General features: G+C 62.7%; 13 protein-coding genes. 6 read left to right on the top strand and 7 right to left on the bottom strand.

Annotated features, from left to right (window positions below):
- The first annotated feature begins 6 nt into the window (after window positions 1-6).
- On the top strand, window positions 7-228 hold the full coding sequence (locus MUN23_RS21190; protein WP_248760962.1) for a hypothetical protein: 222 nt from the start codon (window positions 7-9) through the stop codon (window positions 226-228).
- Window positions 229-1,748: 1,520 nt separating this feature from the next.
- On the opposite strand, the gene MUN23_RS21185 is transcribed toward MUN23_RS21190, so the two are convergent.
- The 4 genes from MUN23_RS21185 to catA all read right to left on the bottom strand — a co-directional run bounded on the left by MUN23_RS21185 (window position 1,749) and on the right by catA (window position 5,517).
- A complete protein-coding gene (locus MUN23_RS21185; RefSeq protein WP_248760961.1) occupies window positions 1,749-3,032 on the bottom strand; it encodes a benzoate/H(+) symporter BenE family transporter in 1,284 nt (427 codons plus the stop codon).
- Between the two features lie 70 nt (window positions 3,033-3,102).
- Window positions 3,103-3,381: a muconolactone Delta-isomerase family protein gene (locus MUN23_RS21180; protein WP_248760960.1), complete on the bottom strand. Its 279-nt coding sequence runs from the start codon at window positions 3,379-3,381 to the stop codon at window positions 3,103-3,105.
- Window positions 3,382-3,405: 24 nt separating this feature from the next.
- Complete coding sequence (locus MUN23_RS21175; RefSeq protein ID WP_248760959.1) at window positions 3,406-4,506, bottom strand: mandelate racemase/muconate lactonizing enzyme family protein; 1,101 nt, start codon at window positions 4,504-4,506, stop codon at window positions 3,406-3,408.
- Window positions 4,507-4,632: 126 nt separating this feature from the next.
- Entirely contained in the window at window positions 4,633-5,517 is an 885-nt protein-coding gene (gene catA, locus MUN23_RS21170) for a catechol 1,2-dioxygenase (protein ID WP_248760958.1), read from the bottom strand.
- A 337-nt stretch (window positions 5,518-5,854) separates the two neighbouring features.
- On the opposite strand from catA, the gene benA reads away from it, so the two are divergent.
- The 5 genes from benA to MUN23_RS21145 all read left to right on the top strand — a co-directional run bounded on the left by benA (window position 5,855) and on the right by MUN23_RS21145 (window position 13,241).
- Window positions 5,855-7,237, top strand: a complete 1,383-nt coding sequence (benA, locus tag MUN23_RS21165) for a benzoate 1,2-dioxygenase large subunit (RefSeq protein ID WP_248760957.1) — start codon at window positions 5,855-5,857, stop codon at window positions 7,235-7,237.
- A gap of 37 nt (window positions 7,238-7,274) precedes the next feature.
- Window positions 7,275-7,811, top strand: coding sequence for a benzoate 1,2-dioxygenase small subunit (gene benB, locus MUN23_RS21160; protein ID WP_248760956.1), 537 nt, complete (start codon window positions 7,275-7,277; stop codon window positions 7,809-7,811).
- 135 nt (window positions 7,812-7,946) lie between these two features.
- Complete coding sequence (benC, locus tag MUN23_RS21155) at window positions 7,947-9,521, top strand: benzoate 1,2-dioxygenase electron transfer component BenC (protein WP_248760955.1); 1,575 nt, start codon at window positions 7,947-7,949, stop codon at window positions 9,519-9,521.
- Between the two features lie 2 nt (window positions 9,522-9,523).
- Window positions 9,524-10,348: a 1,6-dihydroxycyclohexa-2,4-diene-1-carboxylate dehydrogenase gene (locus MUN23_RS21150; RefSeq protein ID WP_248760953.1), complete on the top strand. Its 825-nt coding sequence runs from the start codon at window positions 9,524-9,526 to the stop codon at window positions 10,346-10,348.
- Between the two features lie 61 nt (window positions 10,349-10,409).
- Window positions 10,410-13,241 carry an AAA family ATPase gene (locus tag MUN23_RS21145; RefSeq protein ID WP_248760952.1) on the top strand — a complete coding sequence of 944 codons (2,832 nt, stop codon included), beginning with the start codon at window positions 10,410-10,412 and terminating at the stop codon, window positions 13,239-13,241.
- 39 nt (window positions 13,242-13,280) lie between these two features.
- Here the strand turns inward: MUN23_RS21145 and MUN23_RS21140 are convergent, their stop codons facing one another.
- The 3 genes from MUN23_RS21140 to MUN23_RS21130 all read right to left on the bottom strand — a co-directional run bounded on the left by MUN23_RS21140 (window position 13,281) and on the right by MUN23_RS21130 (window position 16,967).
- Complete coding sequence (locus tag MUN23_RS21140; protein WP_248760950.1) at window positions 13,281-14,192, bottom strand: LysR substrate-binding domain-containing protein; 912 nt, start codon at window positions 14,190-14,192, stop codon at window positions 13,281-13,283.
- A 215-nt stretch (window positions 14,193-14,407) separates the two neighbouring features.
- Window positions 14,408-15,802, bottom strand: coding sequence for an aromatic acid/H+ symport family MFS transporter (locus MUN23_RS21135; RefSeq protein ID WP_248760949.1), 1,395 nt, complete (start codon window positions 15,800-15,802; stop codon window positions 14,408-14,410).
- A 214-nt stretch (window positions 15,803-16,016) separates the two neighbouring features.
- Window positions 16,017-16,967 carry a helix-turn-helix domain-containing protein gene (locus tag MUN23_RS21130; RefSeq protein ID WP_248760947.1) on the bottom strand — a complete coding sequence of 317 codons (951 nt, stop codon included), beginning with the start codon at window positions 16,965-16,967 and terminating at the stop codon, window positions 16,017-16,019.
- Window positions 16,968-17,214: the final 247 nt, after the last annotated feature.

Below are 17,214 nucleotides of genomic sequence, written 5' to 3'. Positions count from 1 at the left end.
TTAACAATGACTTCTGAAACCATGTTTTCAATGACTCTCACCATCACGGATCGAGCGAGCATGGATCGACAGCTCGATGCCGCTGTAGCGTTCGCCTTGCCCAGTGCGCTGTCATCCAAGCGCCACGGGATTCTCGTGACCCGCCACAGCAAAGCAAAGTTCACAGTCGCTCTCAGTGAAGCGGTCCCCTACGGCCAAACAAAAGAGCGCGACGACTGGTGGCACTAGGCAGCTGCACGTCCTGGCTGCCTGCGGGGAAATCCACGACGCGACGGCCGACTGCCCGTATTGAGCGGGTTCGCTACGGATTGAACTATTTGAGGTGACTGCAGCGATGACGATCCTTGCAGCAGGCAAAAACGTTGATCTGCTCGAAGTCTGTCGCCCCGCCCCCGCGTTCTCGGATTAGGAGACGGAAGGAGTAATCCGATGTCGCGGGTGTCCTTGTCCGGTTCGGCGTTGCTGCCGCAGGGCAAAAAAGAGGGGTGTGGACAATGTCCACACTTTCGGCCTCGGATCGGGCCGTACATCGGTCGGAGCGGGCCGGATTCCATATGTTTCCGCGGGAGCCCAGTGTTTGCAAGGCCCGGAATGCAGTTCGAGTCCCACCTCGGGCACGTTTTCCCACGTCAGAGGCGTTTTTTACTTCTGATGTGTGTACATTTAGCTTCCACGGGTCTTCTGCGACCGGCCGCGTGACTGTGCCCGGCGCCGCGCGCGCCTATGAAATTGTGTGGGTGGCGGGCTCAGGACCCTGGCGAGCAGGCCCTCCGTTTGTTGGGATGTGGGGGCATTTGCGTCTCCTTTCCGGTTGATGTGGCGGCCGTAGTTGGTCTGTCACCTATTCATGTCCCGCGGTTGCGCTGACGACATAACCTGGATGAGATTTCTTGGGATCCTTTCGTTATTTTCGCTCCATCTTGGATTCTGGGGGAGCGGGAATGTGGCCGTTTGTCCGACCAAAGGGGCGTGGACACTGTCCACACCCTGAAAACGGGTGGCTGTTCGGCCTGCATCTCGCCCCTTCCTGCGAACTTTTCGGTTGATGCCAGTTCATGTGGCCGGGCGGTCCGGGTGACATGACCCGCGGCCAAGATTGGTGTCCATCATCTCCGTTTATGTTGGTTGTCCGGGGGCCATCTCTTTAGTCCTTTCCGCTCCTCGCCCATTTCCGATGACATCAATTCATGCGCCGCGGCGTGGTTTCTGACATGACCTGCGGGGAAACTCGAGTGCGGCCGTCTGGCGTGGCGCCGGCGAGGGAAGTAGCACGGATGGAACGGCTTGCGGGTCAGTGGCTCAAGGCGAGTGTGACCGGAGCCCACTCTTTACACGGTGTATTCGCAGTTCAGGGGCGTTTCACACCCAGCGTGTGTAGAAATTTCCGAAGACGCGGGGACATGCCATGCGTTGTCTTCACGCCACCTCACTAACCGCATCACGAAGATGGGCGGGTTCGCGCGCTTTCGCCTCGGGCCGCGGGCACATGGCATCTTCGATTTGTCCTTTGCCGCCACCGGCGTCCAGGCGTCCTGGGCTGCGTCGGTTGTTGGCATCCCCTGCCGGTCTGGGTTTTGGCGGAGTTGGCTAGGCCCACCAGTACTGGCGGTTTCGCATCGTAGCCGACCTGGTAGTTACGACAGCTCAGCGCCCTCCGCAGCTTCAAGGGCCATGTGGCTGGAGTACATGGGCGATCACAGCGTGTTTGCGTTGATGGACCGAGAGGTCCAGCGGGTTGTATGGCAGCGTCAGGTCGCAGCGTGGTCCTGTCGCTCAAGCAGTCGGGACAAGGCGTAGCCAATGACCACACCCCAGAACGCCGCATGGATGTTGAAGAGATCCAGGCCGGAGATGGTTACGACGAAAGTCACTAAAGCTCCCAGGGTGAAGTTCGTGGCAAAAGCGGTCACGAAGGCCTGTTGGAGCGCACGCAGCATGGCGATTCCCCCCAGGGCCAGAACGAAAGCTTCGGGCGTGGCCAGCATGAGGCGGGTGAGCATTGGTGCCAGCAAAGCGCACAGCAGGGATAGCAGTGCATAGACCACCGCGGCCGTGTACTGGCGGGTTTTCTGTCCGGAGGCGGTCAACAAGGCGTTGGTGGGTCCAGTGACACAGGCGGACACACCGCCGAGTGTGGCGTTGACCAGTGAGAAGACGCCCGAGCTCATCGCGAAGGCATTGATCGGAGGCTGGTGTCCTGCGGCCCGGAGCACAGCTGCGCCTTGTCCGTTCTGTACCACCAGGACCGTGAGTGCCAACGGGATCACCAGTTCCAGTTGTGCGGCCCAAGTGAGCGCGGGGGCTGTGAACACGGGCATGGCCAGGATCGGTCCGCCCTGGGACATCGCGAACCGGCCACTGAGCACGACGGCGACGACGCCTGCCGCCAAACTACCCAGTACCGGAGGGAGGCGTCGGCCCAGGGAGGGCACGGCGGTGAGAACAAGGAACGCCACCACCATGGGTGCCGCTACGGCGGGGTCGGCCCGTGTGGAGGAGACGATGTCCGTCCCGAACCGCAGGAACACGGCGGCAACCATGGCCATGACGATCGGAACGGGAATCGCGGCCATGATTGGACGCACCACCCCGGATAAACCGAGGGCGAGAATCAGCACTCCGGCGGAGAAGAACGCCCCTACCACCTCAGGAAACGACAGATGCTGCAGCGACGGCCCCAACAGCACGGTCCCTGGGATGGACCAGGCGAAGCCCAACGGCTGGCGATAGATCAGCGACATGACCAGGGTCGCCGCGCCGGCGGAGAGGAAAATAGCGAAGACCCAGGATGCGAGCTGGGCCTCTGTCAGTCCGCCGAGCGAGCCGACGGTAAGAGTGACCGCTACCGGCCCGGATGCGGAGAACGCCAGTCCGACGACCCCGTTCGAGGCGTAGTGTGGGCCGATGTCCCGCAGGATATCGCGTATGCCTGCCGGACGGAGTTTGGGCCGTTCGAAGAGTGGTTGGGCTCTGTGGACCGGGCGGGGTCGTGATCCGGTGGTCACCGACGCGGCCCTTTGGAAGCGGGGCATGATGTCTCCTGAGCGATGACGGAGGTGGGGTCCTGGTGACCACAAAGGCCGCCGCAGTGGATACGATTCCTCAGCGGATGGAGTTGGGATGTTTGGCCAGCGGTGTGACCTTAATTTTCATGAAGGGGTACATCGGGAAGCTGCTCAGGATCTGGTGCAGCTCGTCGTTGGATCCGACGTCGAACACCGAATAGTTCGCGTACTCGCCGACCACCCGCCAGATGAAGGCAAGGCGGCCGTCCTGTTGCAGGGCCTGGGAATACTCCATCTCCAACCGCTGCATGCGGGTGACGTCCTCAGCGGAGAGGTGCGCTGGGAAGTGCACGTCCATGCGGGCCAAAAACAACATCTATTCTTCTCCTTGATGGTTGGGCTAGGACAGGCGGTAGGCCGCGAGTTTGTCCTCGTCGATCTCTGCTCCGACCCCCGGCAACTCGCGCACGGAGATCGTTCCGTCGATTATCCGGAGCGGATCGGCCAGCAGGTCGTCGGCCATATCGAGGAAGTTCGACAGTTCCCCCGCCCGGCGGCTCGTGGCCTCGTGGGCGGCGCCAAAGGTTACAGTCGCAAGGGAGCCGATCTGGGTGTCGATCTGGTTGCCCATGGTCACATCCACGCCGAGCCCGGTGCACAGGCCCAATATCTCGGTGGCCTCGGTGAATCCGGAACGGGCGGTCTTGATGCAGATGGCATTGCAGCCACCGGAAAGCAGTTCCCGGGACGCGTCCCCAGCCGTGGGGACGGATTCATCGCCCACTACCGGGATTGGCGATTTATCGACCAGCCGGCGGCGGCTCAGTGCTTCCTTGGCGTCGCACGGTTCCTCGAGCATGGTCAGCCCGAGCCCCTCAGTCCTCCGCAGCACCTCAAGGGCTTCGTTCGCGGTCCATCCGCGGTTCGCGTCAAGGTATAGCTCCACGTCTTCGCCCAGTCCCTCGCGCAACACGTGGCAGGCCTCCACGTCCAGTGACAGCGGCCGACGGCCCACTTTCAGCTTGAAGGTGGTGATGCCGTATTCCTCGCCGAAGCGCAGGGCCTCTTCGAGGAGTTCCTGCGCCGGCCGGAAGCCGAGCATGTGGCTGACCCGCATTCGGTCGGTATACCCACCCAGTAGCTTGTGCACGGGAGTGCCGAGCGTCTTGCCGATCGCGTCCCACACTGCGATGTCGACGGCGCCCTTGGCTACCTGGTTGTGAATGGTCCGGCGCATCACTGCATGTATCTTCTCCCGGTCGAAAATCTCGAGACCGGTCAGTTGCGGGGCGAATGTCTTCTCGATGATCGTCCCGATGGACTCTTGTGTCTCGCCGTAGGTATAAGGACGGGGAGGGGCGTCCGCAACTCCTATGACGCCGTCGTCGGTGTAAACACGCACAAGAACGTGGTCAGCGTTTGCCACCTCGCCGCTGGCGAACTTCAAAGGGTGCGTGTACGGGATGGAGTACGGGATCATTTCGATCCGCTCGATCTTCAACGGCTCGGTTCCTTTCGATTGTGTCAGGCAGTCCACTGGTGCTGGGAAGAACGGTGCCCCAGGGCTCACCGCCCTGGGGCACCGCATTGGACGGAAATCATGAACCCGACCATGTCAACGGAGTTCCTATTTGGACTGTCCCACTTTGGCGAGGACGTAGTCATATGAGGCTTCTTCGCCGGCAGCGCCGTCTGTACGCGGTGTGCTGTTGAGCATCAGCTCCGGCTTGACGGCCGAAGCGATGTCGTCCGCATTGTGCGGGTCGCCGGGGAAGTAAAGCTGTTGGGTCACAGGCTGATAGCCGGGCGCTGAGACCTTAATGTGAATGTGGGCCGGGCGCCAGGCGTGCCAGCCCGCAGCACTGATCAGCTGCCCACAGGCTCCATCAGTGGGAATCTGGTACGGAGCCGGGCGCATGGTGTGGAGGACGAATTGTCCGTTGCTGTCGGCCTGCACATTGGCGCGGAACAGCCAGTCCGGAAGACCCGGGGCGTACTGGGAGTAGAAGCCCGCCGAGTCCGCATGCCAAATTTCCAGCTGTGCACCTTGGATCGGGTTGCCGTCGGTGTCGGTGAAACGGCCGCTGAACTGCAACGGAACGCCATCTTCGTCATCACGCATCTCAACCGTGGCAGGGGAATCCAGCACAGGCGAGTTCGGGACGTAATAGGGTCCCTCGATGGTGCCTTTCGTGCCGGGCCGGTCCTGGGAGTTGACATCCTCCACTGTGTGCTCTAGCCACACGTCGAGGAACAGCGGCCACTCGCCATCGTTGCCCACCTTGATCAGCCAGGCTTTCAGGGCGTTGTACTCCTCGTAGGTGACTTCGTGTTCGACGACGATGTCGTTAGCTGCTTTGATGAGGGCGCCGGCGAGCAAGCTCACGCGCTCCTTGGGTACTCCCGCTCCCGTGGGCTTGCCCGAAGCGGCGAAGCGCTCGGTCGCCTTCGAACCGGCCTCCACAGCGGTACCCTCGTTTTCCTGGCGGGTGTCCAACTGGTTCTCAGTCATAGTGATCTCCACACTCCTCTGTGCATTGGGAACGGGAAATGTCCCGTTCCCTGAACGCGCCGGCCGCGGGCTGTGCACCCGCAGGTTCACCGGCTTCGCGTGACGTCCATCTCATGCTAGTCAGGTGATAAGGACGAAACAAGGACTCATATTGCACGCATTATGTCGCTTGGAGTACATAAAAGAACCCTTGGTCGGTACTAGGGTTTTGCCTGATGTGAGCGCTGTCACCTTGCAGCAGACTGGGTGGGACACATTCATTCCGCCCGAGGGGTTCAGGTGTGGCCGCACAGTCGCTGCCCGCCTACCTGCACCCTCTCCAAAGAAGGAGCACACCATGACCGAGAATCTGACACGTGTCCGTGGGGTCCTGGCTGACGCCGTCGTCGACGATCGAGAGAACGGCGTTATCCGGGCGAAGCGTGAAATCTTTACGGACCAGGAAATCTTTGAATTGGAGATGAAGCACATCTTCGAGGGCAACTGGGTTTACCTTGCCCATGAATCCCAGATCCCCAACGTGGGGGACTACTTCACCACATACATTGGCCGGACTCCCGTCGTCCTGACCCGGGACAAGGAGGAAAAAATCAACTGCATCGTCAACGCCTGCTCCCACCGTGGCGCCATGCTGTGCAGACGCAAAACCGATAACAGGACCACCTTCACCTGTCCCTTCCATGGATGGACGTTCAAGAACTCCGGAGAGCTCCTTAAGGTCAAGGATTCCCGCAATGCCGGCTACCCGGAGACCTTCAACAAGGAGGGCTCGCACGACCTCACCAAGGTGGCCCGGTTCGACTCCTACCGGGGCTTCCTGTTCGGCTCATTGAAAGCTGACGTCCTCCCGCTGGAGGAGCACCTGGGCGATGCCACCAAGGTCATCGATTCGATTGTGGACCAGTCCCCGGAGGGGCTCGAGGTCCTGCGCGGATCGTCCACCTACACCTACGACGGCAACTGGAAGGTGCAGGCGGAAAACGGCGCCGACGGCTACCACGTCACCGCCGTGCACTGGAATTACGCCGCGACGACGGCCCGCCGCACCGCCGGTGATTCCGCCAACAAGACCAAGGCCATGGACGCCGGCAAGTGGGGCAAGGTTAAAGGCGGTTTCTATTCCTACGATCACGGGCACCTATTGCTGTGGCAGGAGTGGACCAACCCCCAGGACCGTCCCTTGTGGGACCGCCGCGACGAGCTCGTCGAAAAGTACGGCGAGGAGATGGCAAACTTCATGATCAACATCTCACGCAACCTCTGCCTGTACCCGAACGTGTACATCATGGATCAGTTCTCGTCACAGATCCGTCACTTCCGTCCCATTTCAGCGGACCAGACCGAGGTGACCATCTATTGCATCGCGCCAAAGGGTGAATCCCAGGAAAACCGCTCAAAGCGCATCCGCCAATATGAGGACTTCTTCAATGCAACCGGCATGGCCACGCCGGACGACCTCGAGGAGTTCCGATCCTGCAACAAGACCTACTGGGCCACATCCGCGCCGTGGAACGACATGACGCGCGGCTCCACCCACGAAATTGCGGGTCCTGACGAGCAGGCCACAGCGCTGGGCATGTCGCGGGTGATCGCCTCCGGTGTACGCACCGAAGACGAGGGACTCTACCCGATCCAGCATGGGTACTGGAAGGAAGTAATGGACAAGGCCCTCGCCGAGGCGGAATCCGTCGCCCAGGAATCCTTGCCGGTCACGGCGTAATCAAGACTTCCGAATCCTTACAGAGAGTGCTGAAACAATGGCCAACCTCATAAACCCCTTGACCGCGCTCAAGAGCGCCGACGAAATCGCGACCCTCGAGACTGTCCGCGCCTTCCTCTACCGGGAAGCCCGACTACTGGACGACCGCCACTTCGACGAGTGGCTCCAGTGCTACCACCCGGACTCCGAGTACTGGATGCCGGCGTGGGACGTCGACGACCGGCTCACGGTGGACCCCCAGAACGAGATCTCGCTCATCTATTACGACAACCGTGGCGGCATCGAGGACCGGGTATTCCGGATCAAGACGGACCGCTCCTCCGCTACATCCCTCCCTGAGCCGCGCACCGGGCACAACATCACGGACGTTGAAGTCCTGGAGCACGACGGCGGCCAGGTCAAGGTCCGCTTCAACTGGTTCACCCTGTACTTCCGGTACAACACCACCGACACGTATTTTGGCACGAGCTTCTACACCATCGACCTCTCCGGCGAGCAGCCGGTGATCCTGAAAAAGAAGGTTGTACTGAAGAACGACTACATCCACCACGTGGTGGATGTCTACATGATCTGACGGCAGCCCGCCGCCCGTACGGCGCGGCCGCAGCGGGGAGGCCAAGAGCGGCCCGCCGCCAAATCTGCTCGTAAGAGATAATCGCACTAACTTTCCGGGGGTTGCGAGGATGCGACCCCCAACCAGGAGGAAATCATGGGCCATCAGGTAGCCCTCAGTTTCGAAGATGGCGTCACCAAAGTCATCAAAGTCGGCGACTACGAGACCGTCATGGACGCGGCCTACAAGGCACGCATCAACATCCCCTCAGACTGTCGGGATGGCGCTTGCGGCACGTGCAAGGCGTTTTGCGACTCCGGCTCGTTCGACCCCGGGGACTATATCGACGACGCCATGACCGAAGAGGAGCTTGAGAAGGGCTACCTCCTTACATGCCAGGCCGTTCCGGAATCGGACCTCGCCATCCAGATCCCGGCCACTTCCGAATCCGCGAAAACCTCAGCTGCCACTTTTACTTCCACGCTGAAGGAACTCGACAAGCACTCGGAGTCCACCATCTCCTTCGCTCTGGAGATGCAGAACCGCGAAGCGCTGGCTTTCCTGCCCGGCCAGTACGTCAACATCAAGGTCCCGGGCACCGACGCGGAGCGCTCATACTCGTTCAGCAATGGCCCCGAGGGGATGGATGCGTCCTTCATGGTGCGCATCACCCCGCAAGGCGCGATGTCCGAGTACCTGCGTGATCGCGCGGCAGTAGGGGACACCATCGAGTTCACAGGCCCTTACGGCTCCTTCTTCCTTCGCGAGCCCAAGCGCCCCCTACTCCTGCTGGCAGGCGGCACCGGCCTGGCCCCGCTCCTGTCCATTCTGGAGAAGTTATCCGAGAACCCCCCGGCCACGCCGGTCCACCTGATTTATGGCGTCTCCCGTGAAGCCGACATCGTGGGACTCGATTGGCTGCACGCCTACAAAGCGAAGTTGCCGACCTTCACCTGGGATTACATTGCCTCCGAGGCGGATACCTCCGCCCCGCACACGGGATACGTCACGCAGATCATCCAGCCGTCCCACCTCAACGATGGCGACGTCGATATCTACCTTTGCGGACCGCCGCCCATGGTCAATGCCGTCTCCAAGTGGCTGGACACCGAGGGCATACAGCCAGCCAACTTCTACTTTGAACGTTTCGCTCCCAAGGAAACCACCGGCGGGGACGCCGAGACGGGCGCGCCCGCCCCCGCGGAGAAGGTGGAGATCGCAGGCGACACCATCAGCCGCGTGGAAGCCATTTCATCCATGGAGACCGGCCGGCTCGAGTTCCGTAAGGAAGACAGTTTCGCGCACCTGGACGCCCGCATGGGCCTTGAACTTGCGGTGACCGAGCTGATGTTGGGCCGCCTGAGCAAAGAGCAGTTGCACCAGTTCCGTCGTCTTGCCGAAGCGACCACCCGGGCGGTGGACGCCGGAAGGGTCCTCGACCCGGAAGAGTATGTCAGGACCAATGAAGACTTCCACGAGTACCTGTTCATGATCTCCGACAACCCCATGCTGCTGGAGTCCTACCGTCGGCTCGACGTCCACGCCCAAATGGCAGCCACTTTTGCAGAGGGCACGCATATCTTTGACCGGGTCGCCCAGGACCACCTGGATGTCGTGGGCGCGTTTGAGCGCGGCGACAAGGAGCGGGCCCGGGAAGTGATCATGGCTCACGCCCGCGATGCAAAGGGCACCATGGCCGAAGCGATCGACGCCACGGTCAAGGGCTCCTGACGGTGGCGGCGTACTCAGGACAGTTCATCACGCCCGGCCGCTTCGCCGGCAAAGTGGCAGTGGTTACCGGCGCGGCCCAGGGAATCGGGCAGAAGGTCGCGGAGAGGATCGGGGCTGAAGGAGGCTCGGTGGTCCTGGTTGACCGCGCCAACATTGTGCAGGACGTTGCCAAGGGAATCCAGGAAGCCGCCCAGGAGTCCGGCTGCGGCGGGTCAGCCAGCTCCGTGACGGCGGACCTGGAAAGCTTCGCCGAAGCAGAACAGGCAGTGAACGCCGCCTTGGCCCTCCACGGAAGGGTTGACGTGCTCGTCAATAACGTGGGAGGAACCATTTGGGCCCGCCCTTTCGAAGAATACGACGAGGAGAAGATTGAGCGGGAGATCCGCCGTTCGCTGTTCCCCACCCTGTGGTCCTGCCGCGCCGTCCTCCCGGCGATGCTCGCCCAGGAATCGGGCACCATCGTCAACGTCTCCTCAGTGGCCACCCGCGGAATGCACCGCGTCCCCTACGCAGCAGCGAAGGGCGGTGTCAACGCCCTGACCCAGTCCCTGGCCATGGAGGTTGCCGGGCACGGCATCCGCGTAGTTGCTACCGCCCCGGGCGGCACCGAAGCTCCGCCACGAAAGGTCAAGCGCGGACCGGAAGCCGGGTCAACCACCGAAAAGGCGTGGTACCAGACCATTGTGGACCAGACCGTTGAATCATCCTTTTTGAAGCGGTACGGCACACTGGACGAACAGGCTGCGCCGATCGTATTCCTGGCCTCCGACGAAGCATCCTATGTCACGGGCAGCATCCTTCCGGTGGCAGGCGGAGACCTGGGCTGAGCCTGCTGTGACTGAAACCCGCTGGCGTGGCCGCGACGCGCGGTCGAGTAAGCTTGCCAGCATGATTCCGGGCCACCACCACGGCAACCCCGAGGAGAACCTGGCGCTGCTCGGCCATGCCGAGGTCTTCGAGGAGTTACTGGAGACGCTCCGCACTGTGCGTAAAGGCAACGTACGTACGGTGGTACTCAGCGGCCCCCGGGGATCCGGGAAGACGGCGGTGCTGGACCTATTCCTGGAGCACTGCCGGGGCGTCGCGCGTGGCGTGCGGGTGCTGTCCGCCACGGGCGATGAATGGGAAGCGCAGCTCCCGCTCGCCGGCTACTCCCAGCTCATGGTCACCCCGCCGCTGCGCTCGGCAAAGGACCCCGGCAGAGGAAACGGCCGTTCCGCGGACCTGGGCGGCATACTCAACCCCGCCCAGGCCGCCAACTATGCGTCCACTCTGGGTGCACACCTCGACGGGCTTCAATTGCACGGGAGCGTGGTGGTTGCCGTTGACGACGTCCAGCATCTGGACGCAGAAACTCTCCACGTCCTCGTCTTCGTCATGCGCCGGCTGCGCAGCAAAAGAGTCCTGTTCCTGGTCACCCTGGATCCCGCTCAGGCCCGGCTGGTGCCAGCCGGCGTGCTGGCCTTCCTCACCGGTCATCAGGTTTCCCGTCTTCCACTGGATCCCCTGTCACCGCAGCGGGTCCAGGAGCTCGCACGACGGTGGTTTGGCATCGACCTGAACGCCACGGCCGCCCACGAGATCGTGCGGCATACCGGTGGATGGCCGCAGCCGGTTGTCGAACTTCTCGGCGAGCTTCCACCGGAAACCTGGCAGACATGGTTCTCGTCCCTGCCTCCGAGTTCACGCGTGCGGGCCCAAGTGCGCAGTCTCCTCGAAGCCGCGTCACCCGACCTGGTAGCTGTGGCTGAGGCCACGTCGGTACTCGGCCGCAATGCCGGTGTGGCTGAGGTTGCCCGTGTCAGCGGGGTCGAATACGTGATGGATGCCCTCGACGAGGGCCACCGGGCCGGACTGCTGGGCCTCTCAGTGGACCAGGCCAACTCGCTGGTGACATTCTTCGAAACGGGAACGACCGAGTCCGTCTACGAGCAGATTGCACCCAGCCAGCGCATGCGCCTGCACCGCAGGGCTGCGGACTCGGTGCAGAATGAGGGCGACCGCCTGGGTCACCGGGTGTCGGCCACCCCGGGACCAGACGAGGCCCTGGCCTCGGAGCTTGAAGAGTACGCCCGGCAACAGGCCCTCGTAGGTGCCTGGCACGATGTCTCGACCGCACTGTTTTCCGCGTCCCGGCTCTCGGGTGACGTCCGGGTCGGCAATGATCGCCAGCTGAGAGCAGTAGATGCCCTCGTGGGGTCCGGCAACATTGCCCAGGCCCAAATGTGGGCCGCGGCCGTCGACGCCATGGCACCCTCGCCACTGCGTTCCTCCGTTCTTGGCTACCTCTCCACTGCGTCCGGACAGAACCACAGCGCCCAAACCCAGTTGGAAATGGCCTGGCGAACAAGCAACCCGCAAAGGGACCCGACTGCCGCCGCCCAAGTGGCCCAGCGCCTGGTCCTGCACGGGGTGGCCTCCTGGGATGGCCCTGTCATCACCCGTTGGGCGGAGCGGGCCATGTCACTGACAACGGCGGGCACCCCCGCCCACATCGAATCCGAAGCCATCTATGGGCTGGGACTTTACGCCCAAGGCAGGCTGGCTGAAGCCGAGGCCTCCTATCGCCAGGCTTTCGAACACGCTTCCGAAAACGCCCAAAAGCAACGCGTGCAGATGGGAGCCGGATGGCTGGCCCTGCGGCTGGATGACGCAGAGACAGCGCTTGTAAATTTCGAAGCCGCTGCCCCGACTGAGTTCCGCGGTGGCTCGTTGCGGATCTCGCTGTGGGCAGAGGCGTGGTTGGCCCGCACCCAACTTGTGCTCGGCAACTGGGACGCGGCCGCGGCCACGGTTGCACGCGCCTCGGTGCGGCTCGAGACCTCCCGGATGCCGCTGATCCGCCCCTTGTTGTATTGGACCGCCGCCGAACTGTGGTCCATGCGTGGGGATTGGGACCGTGCACGGTACTACGTCTCCCAAGCGGCGGTGCAGCCGGGCACATACCGGGCCATGCAGGTGCCTGCCAGCCTGGCCCGGGCGCGCTTCCATGAGGCACGGGCGGACTATGAAAGCGCATTGGCTGTGCTGCAGCCACTGACGGAGATGGACCCCTGGACAGAGAACAGGGTGTCGTTTTGGCCGTGGCAGGACTCCTACGTCAACGCCCTGGTCATGACCGACCAGCTGGATACGGCCGACTCTTTCCTTACCGCCTTCGAGCAGGTGCCGCGGGAGCGGGCCGTGCCGTCAGATCTGGCACGAATGGCGTGGGCGCGGGGCCGGCTCGTTGCCGCGCAGGGGGATCCAGACATCGCCCGGGAGCATTTCGAGACGGCGCTGGGGCATCTGCGAGGGCTCAACCGGCCATATCTGCGGGCCCGGGTGAGCTTTGCCTTCGGGCAAAGCATGCGACGCGCCGGCAAAAGGCGCTTGGCGTCCTCAGTGCTGCGCGTAGCCAGGGATCTTTATGATTCGCTGGGCGCTGCCACGTATGTCGACAGATGCGATCGGGAGCTGAAGGCGACAGGCCTTGACGTCGGCAACATGCCCGATCCATCTGACGCCGTGCTCGTAGCCGTGACAGGACCGCAGGTCCAGCTCACGGCCCAGGAGCAGGCAGTGGCGGAACTCGTGGCGGCCGGGGCCACCAACAAAGAGGCTGCCCGTGCACTGTTCCTGGCCGACAAGACCGTGCAGTACCACCTGACCCGCATCTATGGAAAGTTCGGGATCCGCTCCCGCAGCGAACTGGCCGCACGTTTCCGCCCCACGGACTGAAGCGCGGGCCATCTGGCATCGAACCGGTTCCGCCCCGTATCAGGATCCTGGAGGACTGGGAGTGCGGTTGGGCAGGTCTTTGGTCGCGGTGCCCACGACATCCAGGAAGCTTTGGAGCAGTGATGACCGGTCCTCACGCCGCCACGCCACGGCCAGCTCCACCTCGGGGGCCTGTTCGATATCGCGGTAGACGACGCCCTTAAGCTGCAGGGCACGGACGCTCGCAGGAAGGATGGCAACGCCACTACCGGCAGCCACGAACGAGAGCATCGTGGACGTCTCACTGATGACTTGGGTGATGCGTGGCTGGAAACCTGCCTCGCGGCAAAGACCTGCGGTGGTCCGGTAAAGCACCGACTCCGGCGGGTAGGAGATGAATTCCTGGTCCTGGAGTTCGTGTACGGCCACCGGCCGGTCCATAGCCAGGGCGCTGAAGGACGGCAACGCCACGATGAGCGCCTCGCGCGTCACGATGCGGTAATCGATCTCCTGGGAAGCGATGGGCGGCCGCAAAAGGGCCGCATCCAAGGTGCCATCCCGCAGGCCGGCCTCCATGGCCGGGGTGAGCATCTCGCCATGCAGATTCAACGACAGCCCAGGGAGAACCTGCTTGGCAAGTCGGACGATCGGTGGCATCACACCGTAGGTTGCTGAGCCGGAGAAGCCCACGCGCAGAACACCGGATGCGCCTTGTCCGACCTGATACACGTCAGCCCGGAGTGTTCCGACCGCATTGACGATCTGCCGGCCCCGGTCCAGCAGCGCCTGTCCGGCGGCCGTGAGTTCCACCCTGCGCGTGGTGCGGTTCAGCAGGCGCACGCCCAGTTGCTCTTCCAGCTGCCGGATTTGCTGGGACAAAGGTGGCTGGGCCATATGCAGGCGTTTGGCGGCACGGCCGAAATGGCGCTCCTCCGCAACGGCAATAAAGTAGTTGAGCTGCCGGATCTCCATTGGTTGTGCCGTCCCTCCGTGTGGCGCCTCCCGTCAGGCGCCAAATCCGCATTGATTCAGAAATCAAGTATAAAGCCCACCACTCTTGTCTGCGTCAGACATAATGGCTTGGCTCGGCGTACTGGCCGGGTGCGGCGGGCCGGGTGCCCAGGCCTGGCCTGGGCACCCTCTCACTAGATCCGGGCTCATTCAAGGCAGCGGCTGGATGCGCTGGGTCAACGGCGCGCCGGGGGAGTGGCGAAGCTGACGTCCTGTTCCACGGAGTGCTCAACGATTTCCTCGGCCCTGTGCTCGGCTTCTTCCAGCTTGCGCTGACGGGGGACCAAGACCGTGACAATTGCACCCAGCAGGGCGACGCCGCCGTAGATGTAAAACGCCGTGGCTCCGCCGATTCCCGCCGCCGCCAGCCAGCCGCCGATGATTGGTCCGAGAATGCCGCCCAGGCGGCCCACGCTGGCACACCAGGCAACACCGGCTGCCCTGGCGTTGGTGGTGAAGTAGTTGGACTGGAAACCGTAAACCAGCACCTGGGTGCCGAGGGTGCCCACTCCGGCGATGGCGATGCACAGGAACAACATCGGCAAAGGGAAGCCGAAGGTCATAAGCACCAGTGAGATAGTGGCCAGTACGAAGGTGCTGGCAATGACCCGCTGGGGACCGGCCTTGTCGGCGTAGCGCGACAGCAGCAAACCTCCCGCCACCGCACCGAGGTTCAACGCCAAGGGGAAGAACAGTGCGTATGTCCGCCCGTAGCCGTATCCCTCCATAATTTTCGGCAGCCACGTGTTCAAGCCGTAGGTCAGCAGCAGGCCGGAGAAGGACATTAAGCCCAGAAGTACGGAAGCCACCGCGAATTGTTTGGAAAAGACGGCCGCGAAACCAGTCTTCTGCGGGGCTGCGCCAATCTGCCGAATGACCTGTTCTTCAATGAGCGGAACGCCGGTCCGCTGCGAAGCGGCGAGGGCCTCATCCTCGCGGCCGCGGGCCAGCAGCCATCGGGGGGACTCCGGAAGCTTGAACCAGGCGATGGGCAGGAGTAGGACGAGGGGAAGGGCGCCGATCATGAACAGTCCGCGCCATCCAATGTCATTGAGGAGCAGAATGCCCATGACGGAGGCGAATACGCCGCCAGCGGGGACACCAGAGTAGACGATCGCGTTGTAGAACTGTCGCCGGCCGGCTGGCGCGAACTCTGCCATGGTGGCGCCTGCGGTGGCGATGACAACGCCGAGACCCACCCCCGTGATGAAACGCATAGCCCCGAAGGACGCCACGGTTGTGGTCAGCGCCGTGACGAACATCCCCACCGAGAACCAGGCGATGCCCAGGAGCATGAGTCGGCGGCGGCCGAAGAAGTCGCCGACCGCCCCGCACGCCAGCGACCCGACCAGCACACCAACCAGCGCCCACGAGCCCAAGAGGCCAGCAGCGGCGGCATCGAAGGCGCCAATCTGGCTCGAGTCGGCGAGCAGTCCCGGCAGGACGGTGCCGTATACGACAAGGTCGTAGCCATCGAATAAAAGTGCGGTGCAGATGACGAAGGCCACCCAGTTTGCGGTGCGCGCCTCTTTGCGCGGGTTTTCGGCGATGACGGTGTGGAGCGTAGCCATATGCCTGTCCTCTCTGACGGAGCATGGATGGAGTGCCGTGGGGGTGAACCTGTGTCCCTTGGCTTGGTCCAGTGTCGCAGAGGTGTGACGCCCGCCATATGCGGTAAATACCCGGGGTTAGGCCGGGGTGCGATCCATACTTTTCAGATATCAATCAGAAGCGGCTAGGCGTATCTTGGAAAAAGTAGCAGCTAGCGCCGGTAAAGGAATGTGCCTACAGCGCGGATGCGTGAGTGGTGAGGGTTTCCGCTTCAGAGGATCTCCGGAACTCCGACGGCGCCATGCCAAACTCGGACTTGAAAGCCTTGGCGAGCCATTGGGCGTCATGGATGCACCATCTCGCCGCTACTTCGGCGATGGTGAGGTGGGCAGTGCGCTGAGCAGCAAGGTCACGACGGACGGCCTGCAAGCGTCGCTTCCGGATCAGCCCGGTCAGCCCTATGCCGCTTCCTATGAACAGCCGCTGAGCCGTTCGCACGGAGACATGGTGCGAGGATGCGACCTGCTTCAGGCCGAGGTTGGGGTCCTGCAGGTTTCGATCGACATAAGACTCGATTTCATGCCGGAGGAACTCAGCCATGTCCTCGGAGCCGGGCTCATAATCCTGCAGGACTACGCTGGCCAGCAGTGCTTCACCGGCCGTGGCCAAGTGGTTCCTCGCTCCCGATGCGGGCACAGTCATGGACGTGCAGGCGCTGATGAACTGCGCCAGCACCGTCCCGACCCCGGTGGTGGCCGACCAAGGGTGCGACCGTGCTTCGTCAACGGCCGCACGTGGCGCGCCCAGGGACTTTGAAGGCGCCGTCATGACCTCGCATTGCCATGCGCCTTGGAAGGTGAGCCGGTAGGGAACCGCTGTGTCGTAAAGGCCAAATTCCCCGGGTGCGACCGTCAGCTCGCGTCCGGATTGTTCGATGATGCAGCGCCCGCGACGCATCGCGCACACTTTGAGTACATCCGTCGGCGATTGGCGTACTGCGCGGGGTGATCGTACGAGTTGCTGCGGGGTGCCCGAGATTCCATATATTCCGACATGTCCGAGTTCCTTGGCTGCCAGTGCACCGGAGGCCTGCCCAGCTGAACTGCCCAGAGCCACTACCTCAAGCCCGCCGAACGTTGACTCCATGTCGTGATACCACGCGTCAGCTATCAAACCCACCGTCATGCACGGCACCTCCTTGTGTGCGGCAGGATGGCGTCAATCGACAACCTCGATGTCGCCTATGGACAACCCCGCCCGCTGTGCTCCGTGTCACAGTATAGGCATCGAACCGGACGCACGGACTGTTCGCGGCAACCATAGACGCTTGACGGCTGCAAGGCCCAACGTCGGGTCCTTGGCCCCGAAAGCCGCTGACTACCGTCTAACGAATGCCGTTCGCTGAACGTTTCAATTACCGCTTACTCCAAGT

This window comes from Pseudarthrobacter sp. SSS035 (assembly GCF_023273875.1).
Classification (GTDB): Bacteria; Actinomycetota; Actinomycetes; order Actinomycetales; family Micrococcaceae; genus Arthrobacter.
Note: the sequence above shows the minus strand (reverse complement) of the source record. Positions and strands in the feature narration are given on the sequence as shown.